The 18,397-nt window shown below is 63.6% G+C and carries 20 protein-coding genes and 1 pseudogene; 6 read left to right on the top strand and 15 right to left on the bottom strand.

The annotated features are described in order from the left end of the window. Positions 1-10: 10 nt before the first annotated feature. Positions 11-829: an ABC transporter permease gene (locus PTE30175_RS26150; RefSeq protein WP_150699993.1), complete on the top strand. Its 819-nt coding sequence runs from the start codon at positions 11-13 to the stop codon at positions 827-829. A 73-nt stretch (positions 830-902) separates the two neighbouring features. On the opposite strand, the gene PTE30175_RS26145 is transcribed toward PTE30175_RS26150, so the two are convergent. Both PTE30175_RS26145 and PTE30175_RS26140 read right to left on the bottom strand, forming a co-directional pair. After that, complete coding sequence (locus tag PTE30175_RS26145) at positions 903-2,270, bottom strand: M16 family metallopeptidase (protein ID WP_150699992.1); 1,368 nt, start codon at positions 2,268-2,270, stop codon at positions 903-905. Positions 2,271-2,285: 15 nt separating this feature from the next. Next, positions 2,286-3,692 (bottom strand): M16 family metallopeptidase, encoded by a 1,407-nt coding sequence (locus PTE30175_RS26140; protein WP_150699991.1) that lies wholly within the window; start codon positions 3,690-3,692, stop codon positions 2,286-2,288. 143 nt (positions 3,693-3,835) lie between these two features. Here PTE30175_RS26140 and ftsY point away from each other — a divergent pair, with 143 nt between their 5' ends. Further along, the gene (gene ftsY, locus PTE30175_RS26135; RefSeq protein WP_150699990.1) at positions 3,836-5,095 is read left to right on the top strand and encodes a signal recognition particle-docking protein FtsY; all 1,260 of its coding nucleotides are present in this window, start codon (positions 3,836-3,838) and stop codon (positions 5,093-5,095) included. A gap of 8 nt (positions 5,096-5,103) precedes the next feature. Here the strand turns inward: ftsY and PTE30175_RS26130 are convergent, their stop codons facing one another. Both PTE30175_RS26130 and maiA read right to left on the bottom strand, forming a co-directional pair. Beyond that, complete coding sequence (locus tag PTE30175_RS26130) at positions 5,104-5,742, bottom strand: LysE/ArgO family amino acid transporter (protein ID WP_150699989.1); 639 nt, start codon at positions 5,740-5,742, stop codon at positions 5,104-5,106. A 45-nt stretch (positions 5,743-5,787) separates the two neighbouring features. After that, complete coding sequence (gene maiA, locus PTE30175_RS26125; RefSeq protein ID WP_150699988.1) at positions 5,788-6,435, bottom strand: maleylacetoacetate isomerase; 648 nt, start codon at positions 6,433-6,435, stop codon at positions 5,788-5,790. Positions 6,436-6,624: 189 nt separating this feature from the next. On the opposite strand from maiA, the gene ybiB reads away from it, so the two are divergent. Beyond that, on the top strand, positions 6,625-7,590 hold the full coding sequence (gene ybiB / locus PTE30175_RS26120; RefSeq protein WP_150699987.1) for a DNA-binding protein YbiB: 966 nt from the start codon (positions 6,625-6,627) through the stop codon (positions 7,588-7,590). A 582-nt stretch (positions 7,591-8,172) separates the two neighbouring features. Further along, a complete protein-coding gene (leuA, locus tag PTE30175_RS26115) occupies positions 8,173-9,864 on the top strand; it encodes a 2-isopropylmalate synthase (protein WP_150699986.1) in 1,692 nt (563 codons plus the stop codon). Between the two features lie 69 nt (positions 9,865-9,933). Here the strand turns inward: leuA and PTE30175_RS26110 are convergent, their stop codons facing one another. After that, positions 9,934-10,317 (bottom strand): nuclear transport factor 2 family protein, encoded by a 384-nt coding sequence (locus PTE30175_RS26110; RefSeq protein WP_150699985.1) that lies wholly within the window; start codon positions 10,315-10,317, stop codon positions 9,934-9,936. A gap of 242 nt (positions 10,318-10,559) precedes the next feature. Here PTE30175_RS26110 and rpoH point away from each other — a divergent pair, with 242 nt between their 5' ends. After that, entirely contained in the window at positions 10,560-11,486 is a 927-nt protein-coding gene (gene rpoH / locus PTE30175_RS26105) for an RNA polymerase sigma factor RpoH (protein WP_150700022.1), read from the top strand. A gap of 47 nt (positions 11,487-11,533) precedes the next feature. On the opposite strand, the gene PTE30175_RS26100 is transcribed toward rpoH, so the two are convergent. From PTE30175_RS26100 to PTE30175_RS26080, 5 genes are read right to left on the bottom strand one after another with little or no spacing between them, the layout of a single operon-like run. Then, positions 11,534-12,136 (bottom strand): SCO family protein, encoded by a 603-nt coding sequence (locus PTE30175_RS26100; RefSeq protein ID WP_150699984.1) that lies wholly within the window; start codon positions 12,134-12,136, stop codon positions 11,534-11,536. A 19-nt stretch (positions 12,137-12,155) separates the two neighbouring features. After that, complete coding sequence (cyoE, locus tag PTE30175_RS26095; protein ID WP_150699983.1) at positions 12,156-13,061, bottom strand: heme o synthase; 906 nt, start codon at positions 13,059-13,061, stop codon at positions 12,156-12,158. A gap of 17 nt (positions 13,062-13,078) precedes the next feature. Next, positions 13,079-14,224, bottom strand: a complete 1,146-nt coding sequence (locus PTE30175_RS26090; RefSeq protein WP_150699982.1) for a COX15/CtaA family protein — start codon at positions 14,222-14,224, stop codon at positions 13,079-13,081. Between the two features lie 53 nt (positions 14,225-14,277). Continuing rightward, entirely contained in the window at positions 14,278-14,904 is a 627-nt protein-coding gene (locus PTE30175_RS26085; protein ID WP_150699981.1) for an SCO family protein, read from the bottom strand. Then, positions 14,901-15,659 carry an SURF1 family protein gene (locus tag PTE30175_RS26080; RefSeq protein ID WP_224788986.1) on the bottom strand — a complete coding sequence of 253 codons (759 nt, stop codon included), beginning with the start codon at positions 15,657-15,659 and terminating at the stop codon, positions 14,901-14,903. The genes PTE30175_RS26085 and PTE30175_RS26080 overlap by 4 nt, the downstream gene beginning before the upstream one ends. A gap of 86 nt (positions 15,660-15,745) precedes the next feature. Here PTE30175_RS26080 and PTE30175_RS26075 point away from each other — a divergent pair, with 86 nt between their 5' ends. Beyond that, the gene (locus PTE30175_RS26075; RefSeq protein ID WP_150699980.1) at positions 15,746-15,949 is read left to right on the top strand and encodes a twin transmembrane helix small protein; all 204 of its coding nucleotides are present in this window, start codon (positions 15,746-15,748) and stop codon (positions 15,947-15,949) included. 293 nt (positions 15,950-16,242) lie between these two features. Here the strand turns inward: PTE30175_RS26075 and PTE30175_RS26070 are convergent, their stop codons facing one another. From PTE30175_RS26070 to PTE30175_RS26055, 5 genes and pseudogenes are all read right to left on the bottom strand, one after another. After that, entirely contained in the window at positions 16,243-17,103 is an 861-nt protein-coding gene (locus PTE30175_RS26070; RefSeq protein WP_150699979.1) for a cytochrome c oxidase subunit 3, read from the bottom strand. A gap of 40 nt (positions 17,104-17,143) precedes the next feature. Then, complete coding sequence (locus PTE30175_RS26065) at positions 17,144-17,365, bottom strand: DUF2970 domain-containing protein (RefSeq protein ID WP_150699978.1); 222 nt, start codon at positions 17,363-17,365, stop codon at positions 17,144-17,146. Continuing rightward, entirely contained in the window at positions 17,358-17,933 is a 576-nt protein-coding gene (locus tag PTE30175_RS26060; RefSeq protein ID WP_150699977.1) for a cytochrome c oxidase assembly protein, read from the bottom strand. Before PTE30175_RS26060 ends, PTE30175_RS26065 begins: the two co-directional genes overlap by 8 nt. Before the next feature lie 47 nt (positions 17,934-17,980). Continuing rightward, a complete protein-coding gene (locus PTE30175_RS28380; protein WP_191629228.1) occupies positions 17,981-18,118 on the bottom strand; it encodes a cytochrome oxidase small assembly protein in 138 nt (45 codons plus the stop codon). Positions 18,119-18,211: 93 nt separating this feature from the next. Then, positions 18,212-18,397 (bottom strand): annotated as a pseudogene (locus PTE30175_RS26055) (cytochrome c oxidase subunit I); the annotation flags it as partial.

Below are 18,397 nucleotides of genomic sequence, written 5' to 3'. Positions count from 1 at the left end.
CCGCCCACTCATGGCCTACGATCCGACGACGAAATCCGCTGCCCGGCAAACCTACCCGCAGCCGTTCCTGCCCGGCCCCTGGTTGTGGGTGGCCGTCTGGCGGCGCAACTTCCTGGTCTGGAAGAAACTGGCGATCGCCTCGATGTTCGGCAATCTCGCCGATCCGATGATCTACCTGTTCGGCCTCGGCTTTGGCCTGGGCATGATGGTTGGCGAGATCGACGGTATTTCCTACATCGCCTTCCTTGCAGCAGGCACGGTCGGTTCGAGCGTGATGATGTCCGCGAGTTTCGAGTCGATGTACTCCGCCTTCTCGCGCATGCACGTTCAGCGTACATGGGAGGCCCTCCTGCACGCGCCGCTGACCCTCGGCGACGTGGTGCTGGGCGAAGTCGCGTGGGCGGCGAGCAAGGCGACGCTATCGGGCCTCGCGATTCTGGTCGTGGCGAGCGCACTCGGCTACGCGCGGATCGACAGCCTGCCGGTGGTGCTCCCCGTCATCGTGCTGGCCGGCATCGCGTTTGCGAGTCTGGCGATGGTGGTGACCGCCCTTGCACCCAGCTACGATTTCTTCATGTTCTACCAGACCCTGGTGATGACGCCGATGTTGCTGCTCTCGGGCGTCTTCTTTCCGCTTTCCCAGTTGCCGCCGGCCGCGCGTCACGTGACGGAACTCCTGCCGCTCGCGCACGCTGTCGAACTGGTACGCCCGGCGATGTTGGGTCGTCCGCTGGTGTCTCCGCTCTGGCACCTCGCGGCGCTCGCCGCCTATGCCATCGCCGGCCTGTTGATTGCACTGGCCCTGCTGCGGCGGCGCATCTTGCGCTAAGCGCGCCCCACCAAAGCAAAAACGGGCGGCGCCGAATTCAGGCGCCGCCCGTTTTGCACGATGCGCGTAGCGCCTACCGCGACACGGCCTTGAATACGTCGCCCGGCCCAACCACAACCGTGACCATCCGGTCCGGCTGGAGATGACGCGCGAATGCGGCGCGAATATCGGCGACCGTCACGGCCGTCACCTTCTCCGTCCAGGTGTCGAGATAATTCAGCGGCAAGCCATAGAAGCCGATCGCGGCAACGTTCGCGAGCAATTTCCGGTTGCTGTCGAGCCGCAGCGGAAAGCCATTGACGAGATTGTCCTTGGCCGCCTTGAGTTCGCTGTCGGTCGGGCCCTCCGCGACGAACTTGTCGAGCGTGGCGCGGACCACCTTGAGCGCTTCGGGTGCCTGTTCGCGACGCGTTTGCAGGCCGATCTCGAACGGTCCCGGCTGCAGTTGCGGCATGAAATAGCTGGTGACGCCGTACGTCAGTCCGCGCTTTTCCCGCACCTCGCTCGTCAGACGCGACACGAATCCACCGCCGCCGAGGACGTAGTTGCCGACCAGCAACGGGAAATAATCGGGATCGGCGCGTTCGATGGCCGGTTGGCCGATGAGGATATGCGCTTGCTCGGCCGGATGCGGCAGATCGATCTGCACGGCGTTGGCGAGCTTTGCGACGGGGGGCATCGCCGGCGGCGGCGAACCGGTGGGCAGGCCGGCAGTCAACTGCGCGACGATCCGCTCGGCCTCGGCGCGATCGATGTCGCCGACCAGCGTGACGACCGCACGGCGCGGGCTGTAGGTCTTGCGATAGAACGCCACCAGGTCGTCGCGCGTGAGCGATCCGACGCTCTTCGCCGTGGCACTGGCCCCATACGGATGGCTGCCATACATGGCGCGGCGAAACGCCTTTTGCGCGATGACTTCCGGCTTCGTGTCCGCTTCCGCGATGCTGGCGATCAGGCGAGACTTCTCGCGCTTGAGCACCGCCTCGGGAAACGCCGGATGCTGCAGGAACTGCGCAAGCGCTGCGAGCGCCGCCTGGCGTTCCGGCGCAGCGGACAGCGTGCGGATCGTAACGGTGGCGGCATCGCGCCCGGCAGACGTGGAAGACATTGCCCCGACGTCGGCGAAGCGGTCGGCAATCTGCGCTTCATTCAGCCCGGGCTGGCCGCCGGCGGCCAGCGCACCGGCGTCGAGCAGATCGGCCGTAACGGCGGCGAGGCCGTCACGGCCCGGCGGATCGTAGCGGCTGCCGGCGTCGAAATCGATGTTGATGTCGAGCATCGGGATCGAGCGGCTTTCCACGAACATCACCTTGGCGCCGGACGGGGCGGTCCACTGCTGGATCGGCAGCGCTGCATGCGCAGGCGTGGCAATGGCGGAAAGGGCGACCACTGTGGCCCAGGCCGGCGCGGCGATCACGCGAAAGAGTGCGGCAATTTTCATTGGATTCGAATCCCCTTAGCGCATGTTCTTGAGGTCTTCGGCGCCTTGTGCGCGCCGTTTCAGCGTTTGCGCGTCGACCGGCTGCGGCACGAGCGTAGCGACAGTCAGTTGATCGTCGCTGAAATACTTCTTCGCCACGGCTCGCACCTGCGCGGGCGTCACTGCCTTGAACTTGTCGAGCATCGGGTCGATATCGCGCCAGGAAATTCCTGACATTTCATTCAGGCCGATTTCCATCGCCTGTCCGAAGACTGAATCGCGCTTGTAGATTTGCGATGCGACGACTTGCGCCTTGACGCGCTTCAGTTCATCAGCCGTAACGCCATGCGTGGCAATCTCGGCGATCTGTCCGCGCAGCGCTTGTTCCAGTGCTGCCGGCGATTTTCCGGTGGCGGGCACGCCCTGGAGTATGAAGAATTGCGGGCCGCGTCCGAGGCCGTCGTAGCTGGCGCCGGCTTCATTGGCGATGCGTTGTTCGCGCACCAGATGGCGGCTCAGCCGCGCGTTGCTGTAGCCATCGAGCGCGGCTGCGAGTACTTGCAGCGCATAGACATCGTCGTCTTTTTGCACATCGTGGAGTTGCGGGGCACGGTAGGCCATGACGAGATACGGTAGCTCCGCGGGCGCCTTCACGCTGACACGGCGAACGCCGGTCTGCGCGGGTTCCTCTTGCGGCCGGCGTTCCGGCAGTGCGTGGCCGGGAATCGGGCCATAGTACTGCTCGGCCCAGGCCTTCACCTGTTTCGGATCGACATCGCCGCTCACGACGACGACGGCGTTATTCGGCGCATACCAGCGCTGATACCAGACTTTGGTATCGTCGACGGTCATGTGCTGGAGGTCGTTCATCCAGCCGACGATCGGGCGGCGGTAGGGATTCGCAACGAGCGCCGTGGCCATCAACTGTTCATCGAGCAACGCGCGCGGCTGGTCGTCGGTACGAAGCCGGCGCTCTTCCATGACTACCTGGATTTCCTTCTTGAATTCCTCGGCCGTCAACTGCAGGTTCTGCATGCGGTCGGCGTCGAGCTTCATCATGTCGGGCAGGCGCGACTTTTCCGTCTGCTCGAAAAAGCCGGTGTAATCCTTGCTCGTGAAAGCGTTTTCGCGGCCACCCAGCGCGGCCACACGGCGCGAGAACTCTCCGGGACCGACGGTTTTCGTGCCTTTGAACATCATGTGTTCGAGCGCGTGCGCGACACCGGTGGTGCCGTTGAATTCGTCGATCGAGCCGGCGCGATACCATACCATGTGCGCCACGGTCGGGGCACGATGATCTTCACGGACAATCAGGCGCAGGCCGTTGGCCAGCGTGAATTCCGAGGTATTGTCGATGGTACCGCTGCGACCGGCGTCGGCGGCGTGACCCAAGGTCACGGCTGCAGCCAACGTCAGTCCAGCCAAGGCATGAAGCCAGCGCATGGTTCCCCTTTCGCCCGTGACGGACGTCGATACGCGTCTGATAAAATACGCCGCATTTCCCGCGTCGGAAATGTCGGTTTGCCATTGTATGGCGTTTTCGGACCGTTTACTGACCACGCGCCCCACCTCGAGTTCTTCGCCTCATGTTCAGTTTTTTCAAACGCTTCAAATCCGGTAACGCCGCGCCGACCGAGCCGAGCCCCGCGCCACAGGCCGAACCGCCCGAATCACGGGCCTTGGGCACATCCGAAGCCGTCGCACGCGGGCCTGCGGAGGCGTTTGCCCCGGCACCGGCACCTGCGCGGGTCGAATCGGACATTTCCGGGGAAATGCCCGAAATCGCCCAACCGGCTCGGACGCCAGCCGTCGTCGCTGCGGTTGGGGCCGAGGCAGAAGCGGCCCTCGAAGCGGCATCCGAACCGTTGGCGGCGCCGATCGAGGTGAAGGACGACCGTGGCGAGACCATTGGCGAGATCGTGGCGGCACCTGCGCCGGCGCCAGCCGCGAAGCGTTCGTGGCTGACCCGCCTGAAATCGGGCCTGTCCAAGACGAGCGCCGGCCTGACGGGCATCTTTGTCGGTGTGAAGGTCGACGAAAACCTGTTCGAAGAACTCGAAAGCGCATTACTGATGAGCGACGCGGGCGTTGAAGCGACGCTCTACCTGATCGAAGCTTTGCGCAAGAAGGTCAAGGCAGAACGTTTGACGGAAGGCGAGCAGGTCAAACGCGCGCTGCATGACTTGCTGGTCGAGTTGCTGCGGCCATTGGAGCAAAGCCTGGTGTTGGGCCGCGAGCAGCCGCTGGTCGTTATGATCGCGGGTGTCAACGGCGCCGGCAAGACCACGAGCATCGGCAAGCTGGCCAAGCACTTCCAGGAGTACGATCAATCGGTGTTGCTGGCGGCGGGCGACACGTTCCGTGCGGCGGCGCGCGAACAGTTGGCAATCTGGGGCGAGCGCAACAACGTTGCGGTGGTCGCGCAGGAGAGCGGCGATCCGGCAGCCGTGGTGTTCGACGCTGTCAATGCGGCGCGGGCACGCAAAATCGACATCGTGATGGCCGACACCGCCGGCCGTTTGCCGACACAGCTGCACTTGATGGAGGAGTTGCGAAAGATCAAGCGCGTGCTGGCCAAGGCAGCGGACGGCGCGCCACACGAGGTCTTGCTCGTCATCGACGCCAATACCGGACAAAACGCGCTTGCCCAGGTCAAGGCATTCGACGACGCCCTCTCGCTGACCGGCCTGATCGTAACGAAGCTCGATGGCACGGCCAAGGGCGGCATCCTGGCGGCGATTGCGCGTCAACGCCCCGTGCCGGTGTATTTCATTGGTGTCGGCGAGAAAGTCGAGGACCTGCAGCCGTTTTCAGCGAAAGAGTTTGCCGACGCGCTGCTGGGGTAATACCCGCATTACCCCAGCGAAGCGCGCTGAAACACCAACCCGGCCGCAAGCGTCCACATCATCGTGCCGACGATCCCGTCGAGAATCTGCCATGCACGCGGCCGGGCGAACAGCGGCGCCACCAGCCGCGCGCCGTACCCGAGACCGCAGAACCAAAGGGCGGAAGCCGTCATCGCCCCCGCGGCAAACCAAAGATTCCCCGGCCAGGGTTGAGCGGCGCCCAACCCGCCGAGCAGGATCACCGTATCGAGATAGACATGCGGGTTGAGCATTGACAGCATGACCACGAGCAACAGCGTCCGTTGCCAGCTCGAATCCGCTTTCGCCGCGGCCGCACTGCCGTCGGCCTTCAACACACCCATGCCGTCAAAAGCGGCACGCCAGGCGCGAAGCCCATACCAGAACAGGAACGCCGCCCCGCCCCAGGTCACGGCTGCCAGAAAGCGCGGATAGGCGGCCACAAGGCTGCCCATGCCGGCCACGCCGGCGGCGATCAGCACCATATCGCAAATGGCGCAAACTGCCACGACGATGCCGACATGCCGCTGCAGAATGCCTTGTCGCAGGACAAACGCATTCTGCGCGCCGATCGCCATGATCAGGCTCGCGCCGAGTGCCATGCCCTTCCAGTAAGCGGCGTCGATCATGCCGAACCCCGCGCAGCCGTCGTGCGCGAGGTCCTTCCTGCCCGCTTACTCGGCATCCGGCTGCGCGCCCGGCGCGGCTTTCGCGAATGCGTCGAGCGACAGGCAATGTGCATTGATTACTGCGATGCGCGGAAATGGCGTCAAATCGACGTTGAAGCGTTCAGCGTTGTAAACCTGCGGTATCAGGCAGCAATCGGCCATCGTCGGCGTATCGCCATAGCAGAACTTGCCCGGCTGCCCTTGCGCCGCAAGACGCTTCTCGAATGCCGTGAAACCTTGCTCGATCCAGTGCACGTACCACGCGTTCTTCGCCTCCTCCGACACCTTCATGTCGTGCTTGAGGTAGCGCAACACGCGTAGATTGTTCAGCGGATGAATCTCGCACGCAATGCTCTGCGCCAGCGCGCGCACCCGTGCCCGGCCCAGCGCGTCGGCAGGCAGCAGCGCCAGTTCGGGGTGAACCTCGTCCAGATACTCGATGATCGCCATCGACTGGTTCATGACCTCGTCGCCGTCGACGAACGTCGGCACCAGCGAGTCCGGGTTCAGCGCCTGATACTCGGGCTTCAGTTGCTGGCCGCCGTCACGCACCAGGTGCACCGGAATAATGTCGTAGTCGAGCCCCTTCAGATTCAGGGCGATGCGCACGCGATACGCGGCGGAACTGCGGAAGTAGCTATACAGCTGATACATGAGAATCCTCGATCACCGTTGGTTGGGGGCCTCGCCCACGGTCCATCGCCGCCGCGTACGCCAGGCATGCCTCGCACGCGCCTGTCGCCCGAAGCACCACAGCGGGCCGAAACCCGTCATGGTACTGCAACGCAGCGCACAGGCGAACGCCGATTGCGTATGATGGAGCTTTTACGGCACCGATACGCCATGACCGCCGCCGACTCCTTTGCCTGTGCGCCGCTGCTCAAAACCATCGCTCGTGGCGCCAAGGGCGCTCGCCCACTGTCCGAGGACGAGACCCGCGCCCTGTTCGACGCGATTCTCGCGGACCGCGTCGGCCCGGCCGAGCTGGGCGGCGTGCTGATTGCCTATCGTATCAAGGGCGAAACGCCGGTTGAGCTGCGCGCCATGCTTGCCGCCGCCCACGCGACGTTTACGCCGCTGAACGCCCCGGCCGACGCGCCGCCGCCCGTTGTGTTGCCCAGCTACAACGGCGCGCGCAAGCAGCCGAACCTCACCCCGCTGCTGGCCCTGCTGCTGGCGCGCGACGGCATTCCGGCGCTTGTCCACGGCCAGCACCACAGTGGCACGCATCGCGTTGGCACCCAGGCGATTTTCGCCGCACTCGGCCACCCCGCCTGCCAGAGCGGCGCCGAAGCCGAAACGGCGCTGCGCGACCGGCGTGTCGCCTACCTGCCGCTTAACGCCATCTCGCCGCCGCTCGAACGCCTGCTCGAAATGCGCGCCGTGCTGGGCGTTCGCAATTCCGGGCATACCGTCGTCAAGCTCCTGCAACCGTTTGCCAGCCCGGCGCTGCGCTTGTTCAATTACACCCACCCGGAATACCGCGAAACCCTGACGGCCATGTTCTCCGACCCCGTCGACTCCCCTGCACCCGGCGTGTTGCTGGCACGCGGCACGGAGGGCGAGCCGGTCGCCGACGCACGTCGCCAGACCGCCATCGATGCCTTCTGCGAGGGGAAACAGACCACGCTCGTCGCGGCCGATGAAGGCGCCGTTGGCACGCCCCCCGATCTCCCCGCGGCCGACGCAGACAGCACCGCCCGCTGGATCGAATCCGTCCTGGCCGGCAACACGGCCGTGCCCTTGCCGATCGCCCGGCAAGTCGCCGGCATTCGCTCAGCGCTCGGCCTGCCGCAGGCGAGCGCTTAAGGCGCGTCCGGCGCGCCCGCCCCACATCACGGACTCAGCGGCGGTGGTCAAGCACCGCCGCCCGAAAGCGCCATCCCCACCCCGACTTGACAGCGGCCGCGCCCGGCCGCTATAGTCGTCGCCATGCCTACCGTGCATTCGACCACCCTCCTGCTATCGCTATCTTCCGCTGCCCTACCGGCCGCGGCGCGACACCTACGCCTGCTAACGCGTTGAGTTCCGTCGCAATTCTCCGAATTCTGTAGTTCCCGCAGTACCCCGAGCCGTTGCATGACAGGCTCACCGTGACGCCGACGTAGCCGCATGCTGCCCTGCTTTCGTTCCAGGCGCCATCGTGAAACGCCGTCACCCCCCTTGACCCAGGAAGGTATCGACCCATGGCAATTTTTCAGCCTTTCGCCCGTACGCAAGCCAGCGCTGCCCGCGTTGCGGCGGCGCGCGTGCTCGCGGTGCCGCTATCGCTGCCGCTACCGCTACCGATCGGCGGCCGGGCCTCGAGTAACGCAGGCCCATAGCCTCAGTGGCAGTCCGGCCGCCTTTCGCCACGTCGACCTTTGAAAAAATCCAACAAGGAGCTTCACGATGTTGCGCAATCCGGCTGAAAAATACCGTCCGTCCCAAACCGTCGCCCTGTCCAACCGCGCGTGGCCGAACCGCACGATCACGAAAGCGCCCATCTGGATGAGCACCGATCTGCGCGACGGCAATCAGTCCCTCATCGAACCGATGAGCATCGAGCGCAAGCTTCAGTTCTTCGACATGCTCGTGAAAATCGGCATGAAGGAGATCGAAGTTGCGTTCCCGTCGGCGTCGCAGACCGACTTCGACTTCGTCCGCCGGCTCATCGACGAAAACCGCATCCCCGACGACGTCACGATCGAAGTGCTCACGCAGTCGCGCGAAGACCTGATTCTCCGTACCTTCGAAGCATTGCGCGGCGCGCGCCGGGCCATTGTCCATCTGTACAATCCGATCTCGCCGGCCTGGCGGCGCATCGTGTTTGGCGCAACACGCGAAGAGACCAAGGACCTGGCGGTTTCTGGCATGCGCCTCATCAAGCAATGCGCCGCCGCACAACCGGACACGGAATGGGTCTTCCAGTACTCGCCGGAGACCTTCAGCTGCGCCGAACTGGCATTCTCGCGAGAGGTCTGCGACGCCGTGACGGAGGTCATGCAGCCTACGCGCAACAACAAACTCATCATCAACTTGCCGGCAACGGTCGAGTGCTCGACGCCCAATATCTACGCCGACCAGATCGAATGGATGCACCGGCACCTGTCGCGGCGCGATTCGATCGTCCTGTCGGTCCACCCGCACAATGACCGCGGCACGGCCGTCGCCGCCGCCGAACTGGCCATCCTCGCCGGCGCCGACCGCGTCGAAGGCTGCCTGTTCGGCAATGGCGAGCGCACGGGTAACGTCGATCTCGTCACGCTCGCACTCAATCTGTACACGCAAGGCGTCGACCCGTGCCTCGACTTCTCGGATATCGACGCGGTACGTCAATGCGTCGAAGCCTGCAACCAGATTCCCGTGCACCCACGCCATCCGTACGTCGGAGATCTGGTGCATACGGCGTTCTCCGGCTCGCATCAAGATGCCATCAAGAAGGGTTTCGCCGTTCAGCAACCCGATGCGCATTGGGACGTGCCCTATTTGCCGATCGATCCGGCCGATATCGGCCGCAGCTACGACGCGGTCATCCGAGTCAACAGCCAGTCCGGGAAGGGCGGCATGGCCTTTCTGCTTGAGCAGGGCTACGGCATCGCTTTGCCGCGCCGTCTGCAAATCGAGTTCAGCCGGGCCGTGCAGACGGTGACCGACGAAACGGGTCAGGAAGCCACCGCCGAGGCGATCCATGCGTTGTTCGTACGCGAATATCTCGATGGAGACGCGCCCTACCAGGTCACGGATTGCCGTCACGACGCAGCCGCCGGCGCTATCCAGATCGAAGTGACGGATCGGCGCGCGCCGATCAGCCTGCGCGGGCGCGGCGTTGACGCCGTGAGCGCTGTGGTGGCCGCTTTCAACGCGCGGCACGATGGGCAGATCCTCGTCACGGGTTCGCATGGCCATGCCATCCGGCGCGGTGGCGCCGAGCACACGGCGTGTTACGTGGAAGTTCGGGTAGGCGACGGACCCGTCGGCTTCGGCGTCGGCATCGCCGCTACCCCGCACCTTGCAGCCGCACGCGCCGTGGCGAGTGCGCTGAACCGGCATGCGGGCTCGTCCAGGGCATCGCCGCCCGATCGCACCCCCAAGGCAGCATGACACCGAAACCGCCGGTTCGGGCGACACGCCGCCCGGATCGGCGCCCGATTCGCGGAAATTCCGCAGGTGTCAAGAATCAGATGCGGTTCTTGTGGCCTGCCACGAGATGAGACGCCATTCGTCCGCTTCGCGCACATGCACCGCGGTGTAGGTCATCTGAGAGGCCAGGGAGCCGGTGGCCGTTTCGAGTTCGACGTACAGTTTTCCGGTCACGACCACCGTGTCGCCGAACTGACGCAACTCCTGAGCCTGGATTTCGATGTCACGGTACCGGCGGCGGCCCGACGACAGGGCACCGAGGAATTGCTCCTTGGTTTCCCGCTTGCCGTTGGAATGAACATAGTGAATGCCGTCGGCGAGAAGTGAATCCAGTTGTTCGACGTCGCCCTCGACCATCGCGCTGAAGCGCGCTGCCTCAAGACTACGAACCGCGTCGATATGCTTCCCCGCCATGCTGACCTCCTGCGTCACCCGTCGCCCTGTGTGTCGGCTTGAGATGCAATTTACACCAACATGCCGACGTTTGAGCAGAGACTTTTTCCGATCTTTTCTCCCCTGCTGGAAAACCCCGATCCCGATGGAAACTTCTTGTGGGGCAAGCCCTCTAATGGCCTTTAGCACTCCCGCCGGGGGAGTGCTAAAATACGTTCCCAAAGGCTCACCAGGAGAGTATTGACTTGACTACTGCCGCCACCATGCAACCGACGACGCCGGCTTTCGGCACGGCGCCGACCTCGCGTGCCCTGACAATTGCGCCGTCGGCAATGCTGCCGGGCAGTTTGGGCAATATCGACAGCTATATCCAGGCCGTCAACCGGATTCCGCTGCTTTCCGCCGAAGACGAGCGTTCGCTCGCCACACGCTTTCGCGAACACGAAGACCTCGAAGCGGCCCGTCAGCTGGTGCTCTCGCACCTGCGTCTTGTCGTCTCGATCGCCCGGAATTATCTGGGCTACGGCCTGCCGCACGCCGATCTGATCCAGGAAGGCAATATCGGCCTGATGAAGGCCGTGAAGCGCTTCGACCCGACACAAGGCGTGCGTCTCGTATCCTATGCCATGCACTGGATCAAGGCGGAGATTCATGAATATGTATTGAAGAACTGGCGCATGGTCAAGGTCGCCACGACCAAGGCCCAGCGCAAGCTGTTCTTCAATCTGCGCAGCCAGAAAACCAGTCTGCAGGCGTTCACGCCGGAAGAGATCGATCAGGTCGCACGCGACCTGAACGTGAAGCGCGAAGAAGTCATGGAGATGGAAACGCGCATGACCGGCGGCGATATCGCGCTCGAAGGCCAGACGGACGACGGCGAAACCGCCTTCGCCCCGATCGCCTATCTGGCAGACTCGCATCAGGAGCCGACCGCCGTGATCGCCGCGCGCGAGCGCGACCATCTGCATGGCGACGGCTTGCAGACTGCGCTGGCCAAACTCGACGCGCGCAGCCGCCGCATCATCGAAGCGCGCTGGCTCTCCGTCAACGACGACGGCAGCGGCGCCGCGACACTGCACGAACTGGCCGACGAATTCGGCGTGTCCGCCGAGCGCATCCGCCAGATCGAAGCCGCTGCGATGAAAAAGATGAAGGGCGCGCTGCAAGCGTACGCCCAAAGCCACGCGTAAACGAACAAACCGGCCAGCGGCCGGTTTGCATTGCGGGACTTGAAGCGTTACGAAACGAGCGTCTTCAAATCCTGCGTGATCGCGTCGATTGATTGGTCCGGACGCATGAACAGGCGCAACTGGCCGTTCGGGTCGAACACGTAGATGCCGGCGGTATGGTCGATCGTATAGTTATTGGGCGTGGAGCCCTCGACCTTGTTCACTACCACGCGGAAGCCCTTCGTCACCTTCTGCAACGCGGCGTCATCCGCCGGACGCAGGCCCAGGAACGCCGGATTGAACGCCGGCACGTATTGGCCGAGCAGTTGCGGCGTATCGCGTTGCGGGTCGACCGTCACGAAGATGACCTGCACCTTCTGCGCGTCGTTACCGAGCTTCTGCATGACCTGATTCATCTCGGCCATCGTCGTCGGGCAAACATCCGGGCAATGCGTGTAGCCAAAGAAGACCACGACGGCCTTGCCCTTGAAATCGGCCAGCGTATGTGTCTTGCCCTGCGGATCCTGCAGCGAGAAATCCTGCGCGAATTCCTTGTTGCCGGTGATATCGAGACTCTGGAACGACGGCTGATCCTTACCACATGCGGCGACGAGCACCGTCAGGGACAAGAGCGCAGCGGCGCGGCGCAACCACATGAAGGCAGGCGTCATGTTGAGCGGAACGAAAAGGTTAGCCGAGCAGGAAAATCTGCACGTAGTGATCGATCAGCAACGCCGCAAACAGCAACGACAGATAGACGATCGAATAACGGAACATCGAGCGCGACAGTTCGTCGGAATAGTTGCGCCAGAGTTTCCACGCGTAGCCGAGGAAAATGCCGCTCAGGACTACGGCTGCGGCCAGGTAGACATAACCGCTCATGCGATGCGCGAACGGCAGCAGCGACACCGCGAACAGCACGACGCTGTACAGCAGGATCTGAAGGCGCGTGTACTTCTCGCCGTGCGTGATCGGCAGCATCGGCAGCCCCGAGTTCACGTAATCCTGGCGGCGGTAGAGCGCCAGCGCCCAGAAATGCGGCGGCGTCCACACGAAAATGATCAGCACGAGAATCCAGGCATCCGCGGGCACGGCACCCGTGGCGGCAGCCCAGCCGAGGGCCGGCGGCATGGCGCCCGATGCCCCGCCGATCACGATGTTCTGCGGTGTGGAGGGCTTGAGGATGATCGTATAAATGATCGCGTAGCCGACGAAGGTGGCCAGCGTGAGCCACATGGTCAGCGCGTTCGTGAATGTGTACAGCACGGCCATGCCGGCAGCGCCGAGCACCGTCGAAAAAACGATGATCTGTATCGGCGTGATCTCGCCACGTGCGGACGGCCGCCATGCGGTCCGGCGCATGAGGGCGTCGACACGCTGCTCGATCAGGCAATTGACGGCAAACGCGGCCCCGGCCAGCAGCCAGATGCCAATGGTGCCGCCGATCAGCACCTGCCAGGGCACCATGCCGCGGGTGGACAGGAACATGCCGATCACGGCGCAAAACACGGCGAGCTGCGTCACGCGGGGCTTGGTCAGCGCCCAGTACTGCGCGATACGGCTAGCCGGTATGGGAGATAGAGTCGTGCTTTTCATACACTCTTGGCAATGCGCTACGCCGAGCCAGTCGGGGCGCCAGCGAGTGGAGCGGCAGCCCGGTCCGGCGTCGGGACGGGCGTCTGGCGGGCCAAGCGGCCGGCCGCGATAATGCGGTAGTTTAGCATAACGAGCAGCAGCAGCATGACCGCTGCCCCGCCGTTATGGGCGACCGCATTAAGCAGGGGCCATTGGAAGACAATGTTCGACAGGCCGGTGGCGAACTGCACGAACAACAGGGCAAACAGGAATAAGGCAGGTCGCCGCAGCATCGCATGGCGGCGCAAACGCGTGGCCAGCCAGCCCAGGTACAGCACCACCATGACCGCGAATGTGCGATGCACCCAATGGATCGCCACCAAGGCGTCCATGGGAATGATCTCACCGCCGGCGGTGCGGCCCAACTCGCGCCAGAGCTTGAAGCCGTGACCGAAGTCCATCGGCGGAATCCATTGCCCCTGGCACGTCGGGAAGTCCGTGCATGCCAGTACGGCGTAGTTGGTACTCACCCAGCCACCCAGTGCAATCTGGAACACGAGTAACCCCAGACCGGCCAATGCCGCCCAGCGCCAGCGCGTCGCAGCGGGGTCGGCCGCGACCATGCCCGGCGGCATCTGGCGGCACGCCAGCCACACCAGCGAGCCGAGCAAGGTCAGCGCCAGCAACAAGTGAGTGGTCACAATTACCGGCTGCAGTTTCATCGTGACCGTCCATGCACCAAACGCACCCTGCAGGCAGACGAGAAAGAACAGGCCGGTGGCCAGCCATGGCGACTGTTTCAATTCCTTGCGCTTGACCCACGCGAGCACCATCAGCGCGATGATCAGTACGCCAACCGCCATGGCAAAGTAGCGATGGACCATCTCGATCCATGCCTTCATGAAAGTCACCGGTCCGCTCGGTAGCAACGTCTGCGCAGCATGAATCTCCGGATGCGCGGCAAAAGGCGAGGACGTGCCATAGCAGCCAGGCCAATCCGGGCAGCCGAGGCCGGAATCGGTCAGGCGCGTGAAGCCGCCGAACATGATGAGGTCTAGCGTGAGAAAGACCGTCACCCAGGCAAGCTTGCGGTATTTGTTTGCGTCGCGCCGGATCAGCACCCAGGTCAGCGGCAGCACCGCGATCGCAAGGCCGATCAGGCCCAGTTCCAAAACGTAAAGCATCGATAACTCAATCCATTGCATGTCGTTGCATTGTGCGCGCCGACGCGGCGGGATCAGCCGGTCCCCGACCACTTCAGCAGCCGCGCCAGATCGCTCTTGATCTTGCCCGGCTCGGGATCCTTCGGAAACGCCATCATCAGATTGCCCAACGGGTCGACCAGATAGATGTGGTCGCGCACGCCCGTGCCAGCCTGCGTCGGCAGCCATGCGGCCAACGCGACGGGGTCGGCGCGCAGTTCGCTCGTTTCCTCGTATGCCTCGTGAATCCTCGCCGGCACCGGCGCACCATCGGTGATCAGCCACAGGGTCTCCACCCGCGTGCGTTCAGTGCCCTGCAACACGCGAATTTGCCGCATGTAATACAGCTTGTTGACGCACTTCTCGTCGCACGCGGCCGTATCGACACTCAGCATCAGCCATTTGCCTTTCATATGCGCGAGCGGCACTGGCTGGCCGCTTTCGTCTCGCACCATGAGGCCGGCCGGAATCGGCCGCTGCGGCTCGATCAGTTGGCCGTACGCCGACGTGCCGCCCTGCGGCCGGAAGACGTAATACATGAGGTACGCCGCCACCGCCGGCGCGGCGCACACGACAAACAGCAAAATCAGCATGCGCCGCGCTTTACGGCGCTGCGCGGAGTCCTTCACCGGTTCATCCGGTGTCGTTACGTTCGGGTTCATGCGGTCCCTTCTTCCTTCATGGCGTTCGTCGATCCGGCGGCGAGCATTCGCCCGCGCCGATAGGCCAGTCGCAGGCCCATGATGGCCAGCACCAGCGACATGGCGAACCACTGTGCCATGTAGCCGAAATTGCGGTTCGCGCCCGAGGCCGGGGCCGGCCAGTCGCGCAAAAGGCGATCGTCCAGCGCACTGGTTTGCATGACGACGAACGGCTGGAGCACCAGCCCGGTTTCCTTGGCGTAGGCGGCCACGTCGAGGTTCTGGCGAATGGGCGTGCCGGCGACCGAGCCGTTGCCAAGCTCGAACGCCCGGCTCGGGTCGGCCTGCGCGATGCCGTCGATCGTCACGGCGCCCTGGGGGGTCGGATACGGCATGATTGCCGTACGGTCCCGCAGGTCGCGCGGCAGCCACCCGCGATTGACCAGCACTGCGTGTCCAGGCGAGATCTCGAGCGCCATCACGACATAAAAGCCGGGCTGTTCATTGCGGGGGCGATTATCGAGATAAACGACCCGATTGCCAAGAAACTGTCCCGAAATACGCACCCGATGGTATTCGACGTCGGCGAGCGAAACAGGCTCGGTGCCGATCGGCACCACGGGCGCAGCTTCCCAACGCTCGATTCGCGCCTGATGGGCGAGCCGTGTCTGTGCGCGTCCATACTGCCAGAAGCCGAGCGCAGCGGTCAGCGCCACGCCCGATGCCACCAACAGCGCCGGCCACGGCCGACAGCCCCGCAAAATCGTTTTCAACACGTGATCAACCCAGTCCTTGCCCGTTCACGCCACATATGGTCGCCACGATGATGAGATAATGACAGTCTTACCCGCTCGGACCGATCATGCGCATCCTCGTTGCCGTCGCCTTCGTCCTGATTCTAGGCAGTCTCGCTTCCGCGCTGTTCTTCATGATGCGGGACAAGGGCACTACCAACCGCGCCGTACACTCGCTGATGCTGCGCGTCGGCTTTTCGGTGGCGTTGTTCCTGTTCATCCTGTTCGCAAACTGGATGGGCTGGATTCACAGCACCGGTATACGGTACTGATTCCCGGAACAATGCCGTGCGGCAAAACGCCGCACCGAACCGCCCATCGGGCGAATCCGCCCACCGCATGCGCGCAGCGCCGTCCCGCTTACCCCGCTGCGGCATAACGCCGCATCCTGTCCCGCATCGCCAGCTTGCTGCAGCGGCCGACGTTCGTCCATCGGACGAATCCTGAAATGGCGTTGTGCAACGAAAACGCCGCCGGAAGCGGCGGCGTCGTTCGCGCTGGCGTCATGCTTCACGCTTGCCCCGCGCGCCGGCAACCTGCAGCCACCGGCCCGCAGCCGCGCAGTCTACAGCCAGTACACCACGACGTACAGGCCGAGCCAGACCACGTCCACGAAGTGCCAGTACCAGGCAGCGCCCTCGAAGCCGAAATGGTGGTCCGGCGTGAAGTGCCCCTTGATCAGGCGAACCAGCATGACCGTCAGCATGATCGCGCCCAGCATTACGTGGAAACCGTGGAAGCCGGTCAGCAGGAAGAACGTTGAACCGTAGACGCCCGAAGTCAGCTTCAGGTTCAATTCCGAATACGCGTGGTGATATTCGAAGGCCTGGAAACCCAGGAATACCACACCGAGCACCACCGTCAGCGCCAGCCAGAAAATCGCCTTGGTACGTTCGTTGGCACGCAGCGCATGGTGCGAGACCGTCAGCGTGCTGCCCGAGGTCAGCAGCAACGCGGTGTTGAGCGTCGGAATCGGCCACGGGCCCATCGTCTCGAACGCGTCGACCACGCCGGCCGGGCCGGTGTTCGGCCACGCGGCCGCGAAATTGGGCCACAGCAGCTTGTTGTCGAGATCGGCAAGCCACGGCATCGCCAGCACTCGCGCATAGAACAGCGCGCCGAAGAACGCCGCGAAGAACATGACTTCCGAGAAGATGAACCAGCTCATCCCCCAGCGGTACGACAGGTCGATACGCTTGCCGTAGAGGCCGCCTTCGGACTCGACGATCGCGTCGCCGAACCATGCGCGCAGCACGAACAGCGTCCAGAGCAGGCCAACGAGCAGCGTCCAGGGCGCCCACGCCTGTCCATTGACCCAAGCCGCGGCGGAGCCCAGCACCACCAGCAGACCGATACTGCACATCACCGGATGGCGGGACGACGCCGGCACGTAGTAATAGGGCGCCGTTTGGTGTTGACCACTCATTGTTGTTTCTCCACTCTCAGTCCAGTTTTCGAATGTCGCCTCAGCTCGCCACGCGGATCGCCAATTTCACCAGCACGATCAGTGCGACGATAAACAAAAGCCCGCCGATCCCGCCCGCGATAATCAGATGCACAGGGTTGAGCTGTGCCATGTCGCGGTCGTGATCACGGCCTTTCCGCACCCCGAAGAACGACCAGAAGACGGCTTTGATCGTCTGGCCGAACGACAGCTTGCGGCGGGCCGCCTCCTTGAATTCATCCATTGCCGCCCCCATCCTTCCCGTCATCGGCCGCAGCGTTCGGCGGCGTCTTTCCGAGATCAAAAAAAGTATAGGACAGCGTGATCGTCTTCACATCCTTCGGCAGGTTCGCATCGATGACGAACACCACCGGAAATTCCTTCGCCTCGCCCGCCTGCAGCGTCTGCTGCGTGAAACAGAAGCACTCGATCTTCTTGAAGTAACTGGCCGCCACCGCCGGCACATAACTTGGAATTGCCTGCGCACGCACACTATGCGGCTGCTGATTCGCGACCTCGTATCGGATCGTCGCCATCTGTCCCGGATGCACCTGCATACTGCTCTGCGCCGGCGCAAACGTGAGCGGTCCGCGTGCATTGGCGTCAAACTCGACGGTGATCAGCCGGCTTTCGTCGACCTGCGTGTTGCGCGCAACGATCCCGCTCGACTTGTCGCCCAACTGATTGATGCCGACGAACTCGCAGAACGCCTTGTAGAACGGCACCATCGCGTAGCCGAAGCCAAACATCACGGCCACCATCAGCAACAACTTGCCGAAGGTGCGAAGGTTCAAACGCCGCATGCCGCTCATCGCCGCTTCCTACAAAGGGGGCCCGCTTCCGCGCCGCAAGCAGCGCCCTACATGCCCATCAATTTCGTCTTGATCATCACGCCAATAAAGAAGACCGCCACGACCGTCAGGAGAATCAGACCGGTGCGCAGGTTGCGGGCGCGTAGCGCATCGCGTGACGAACTTTTTTCTTGAGGCGAAGACATTTCGGATCCCGTTGTTTCCGGCGGCGGTGGCACAGTGGATATCACCGTGCGCGCCGCCGCCATCCCACGACTACATTCTGACCGGTGCGCCGATCAATGGACTCTCGGCGGCGTCTCGAAGGTATGGAACGGCGCCGGGCTCGGCACAGTCCACTCGAGGCCTTCGGCGCCATCCCACGGCTTGGCTTCGGCCGGCTTGCCACCGCGATACGACGGCAGCGCCACGAAGAACAGGAAGTACACCTGCATCAGGCCGAAGCCCAGCGCGCCGATCGACGC

The organism is Pandoraea terrae, from assembly GCF_902459695.1.
GTDB lineage: Bacteria > Pseudomonadota > Gammaproteobacteria > Burkholderiales > Burkholderiaceae > Pandoraea > Pandoraea terrae.
Note: the sequence above shows the minus strand (reverse complement) of the source record. Positions and strands in the feature narration are given on the sequence as shown.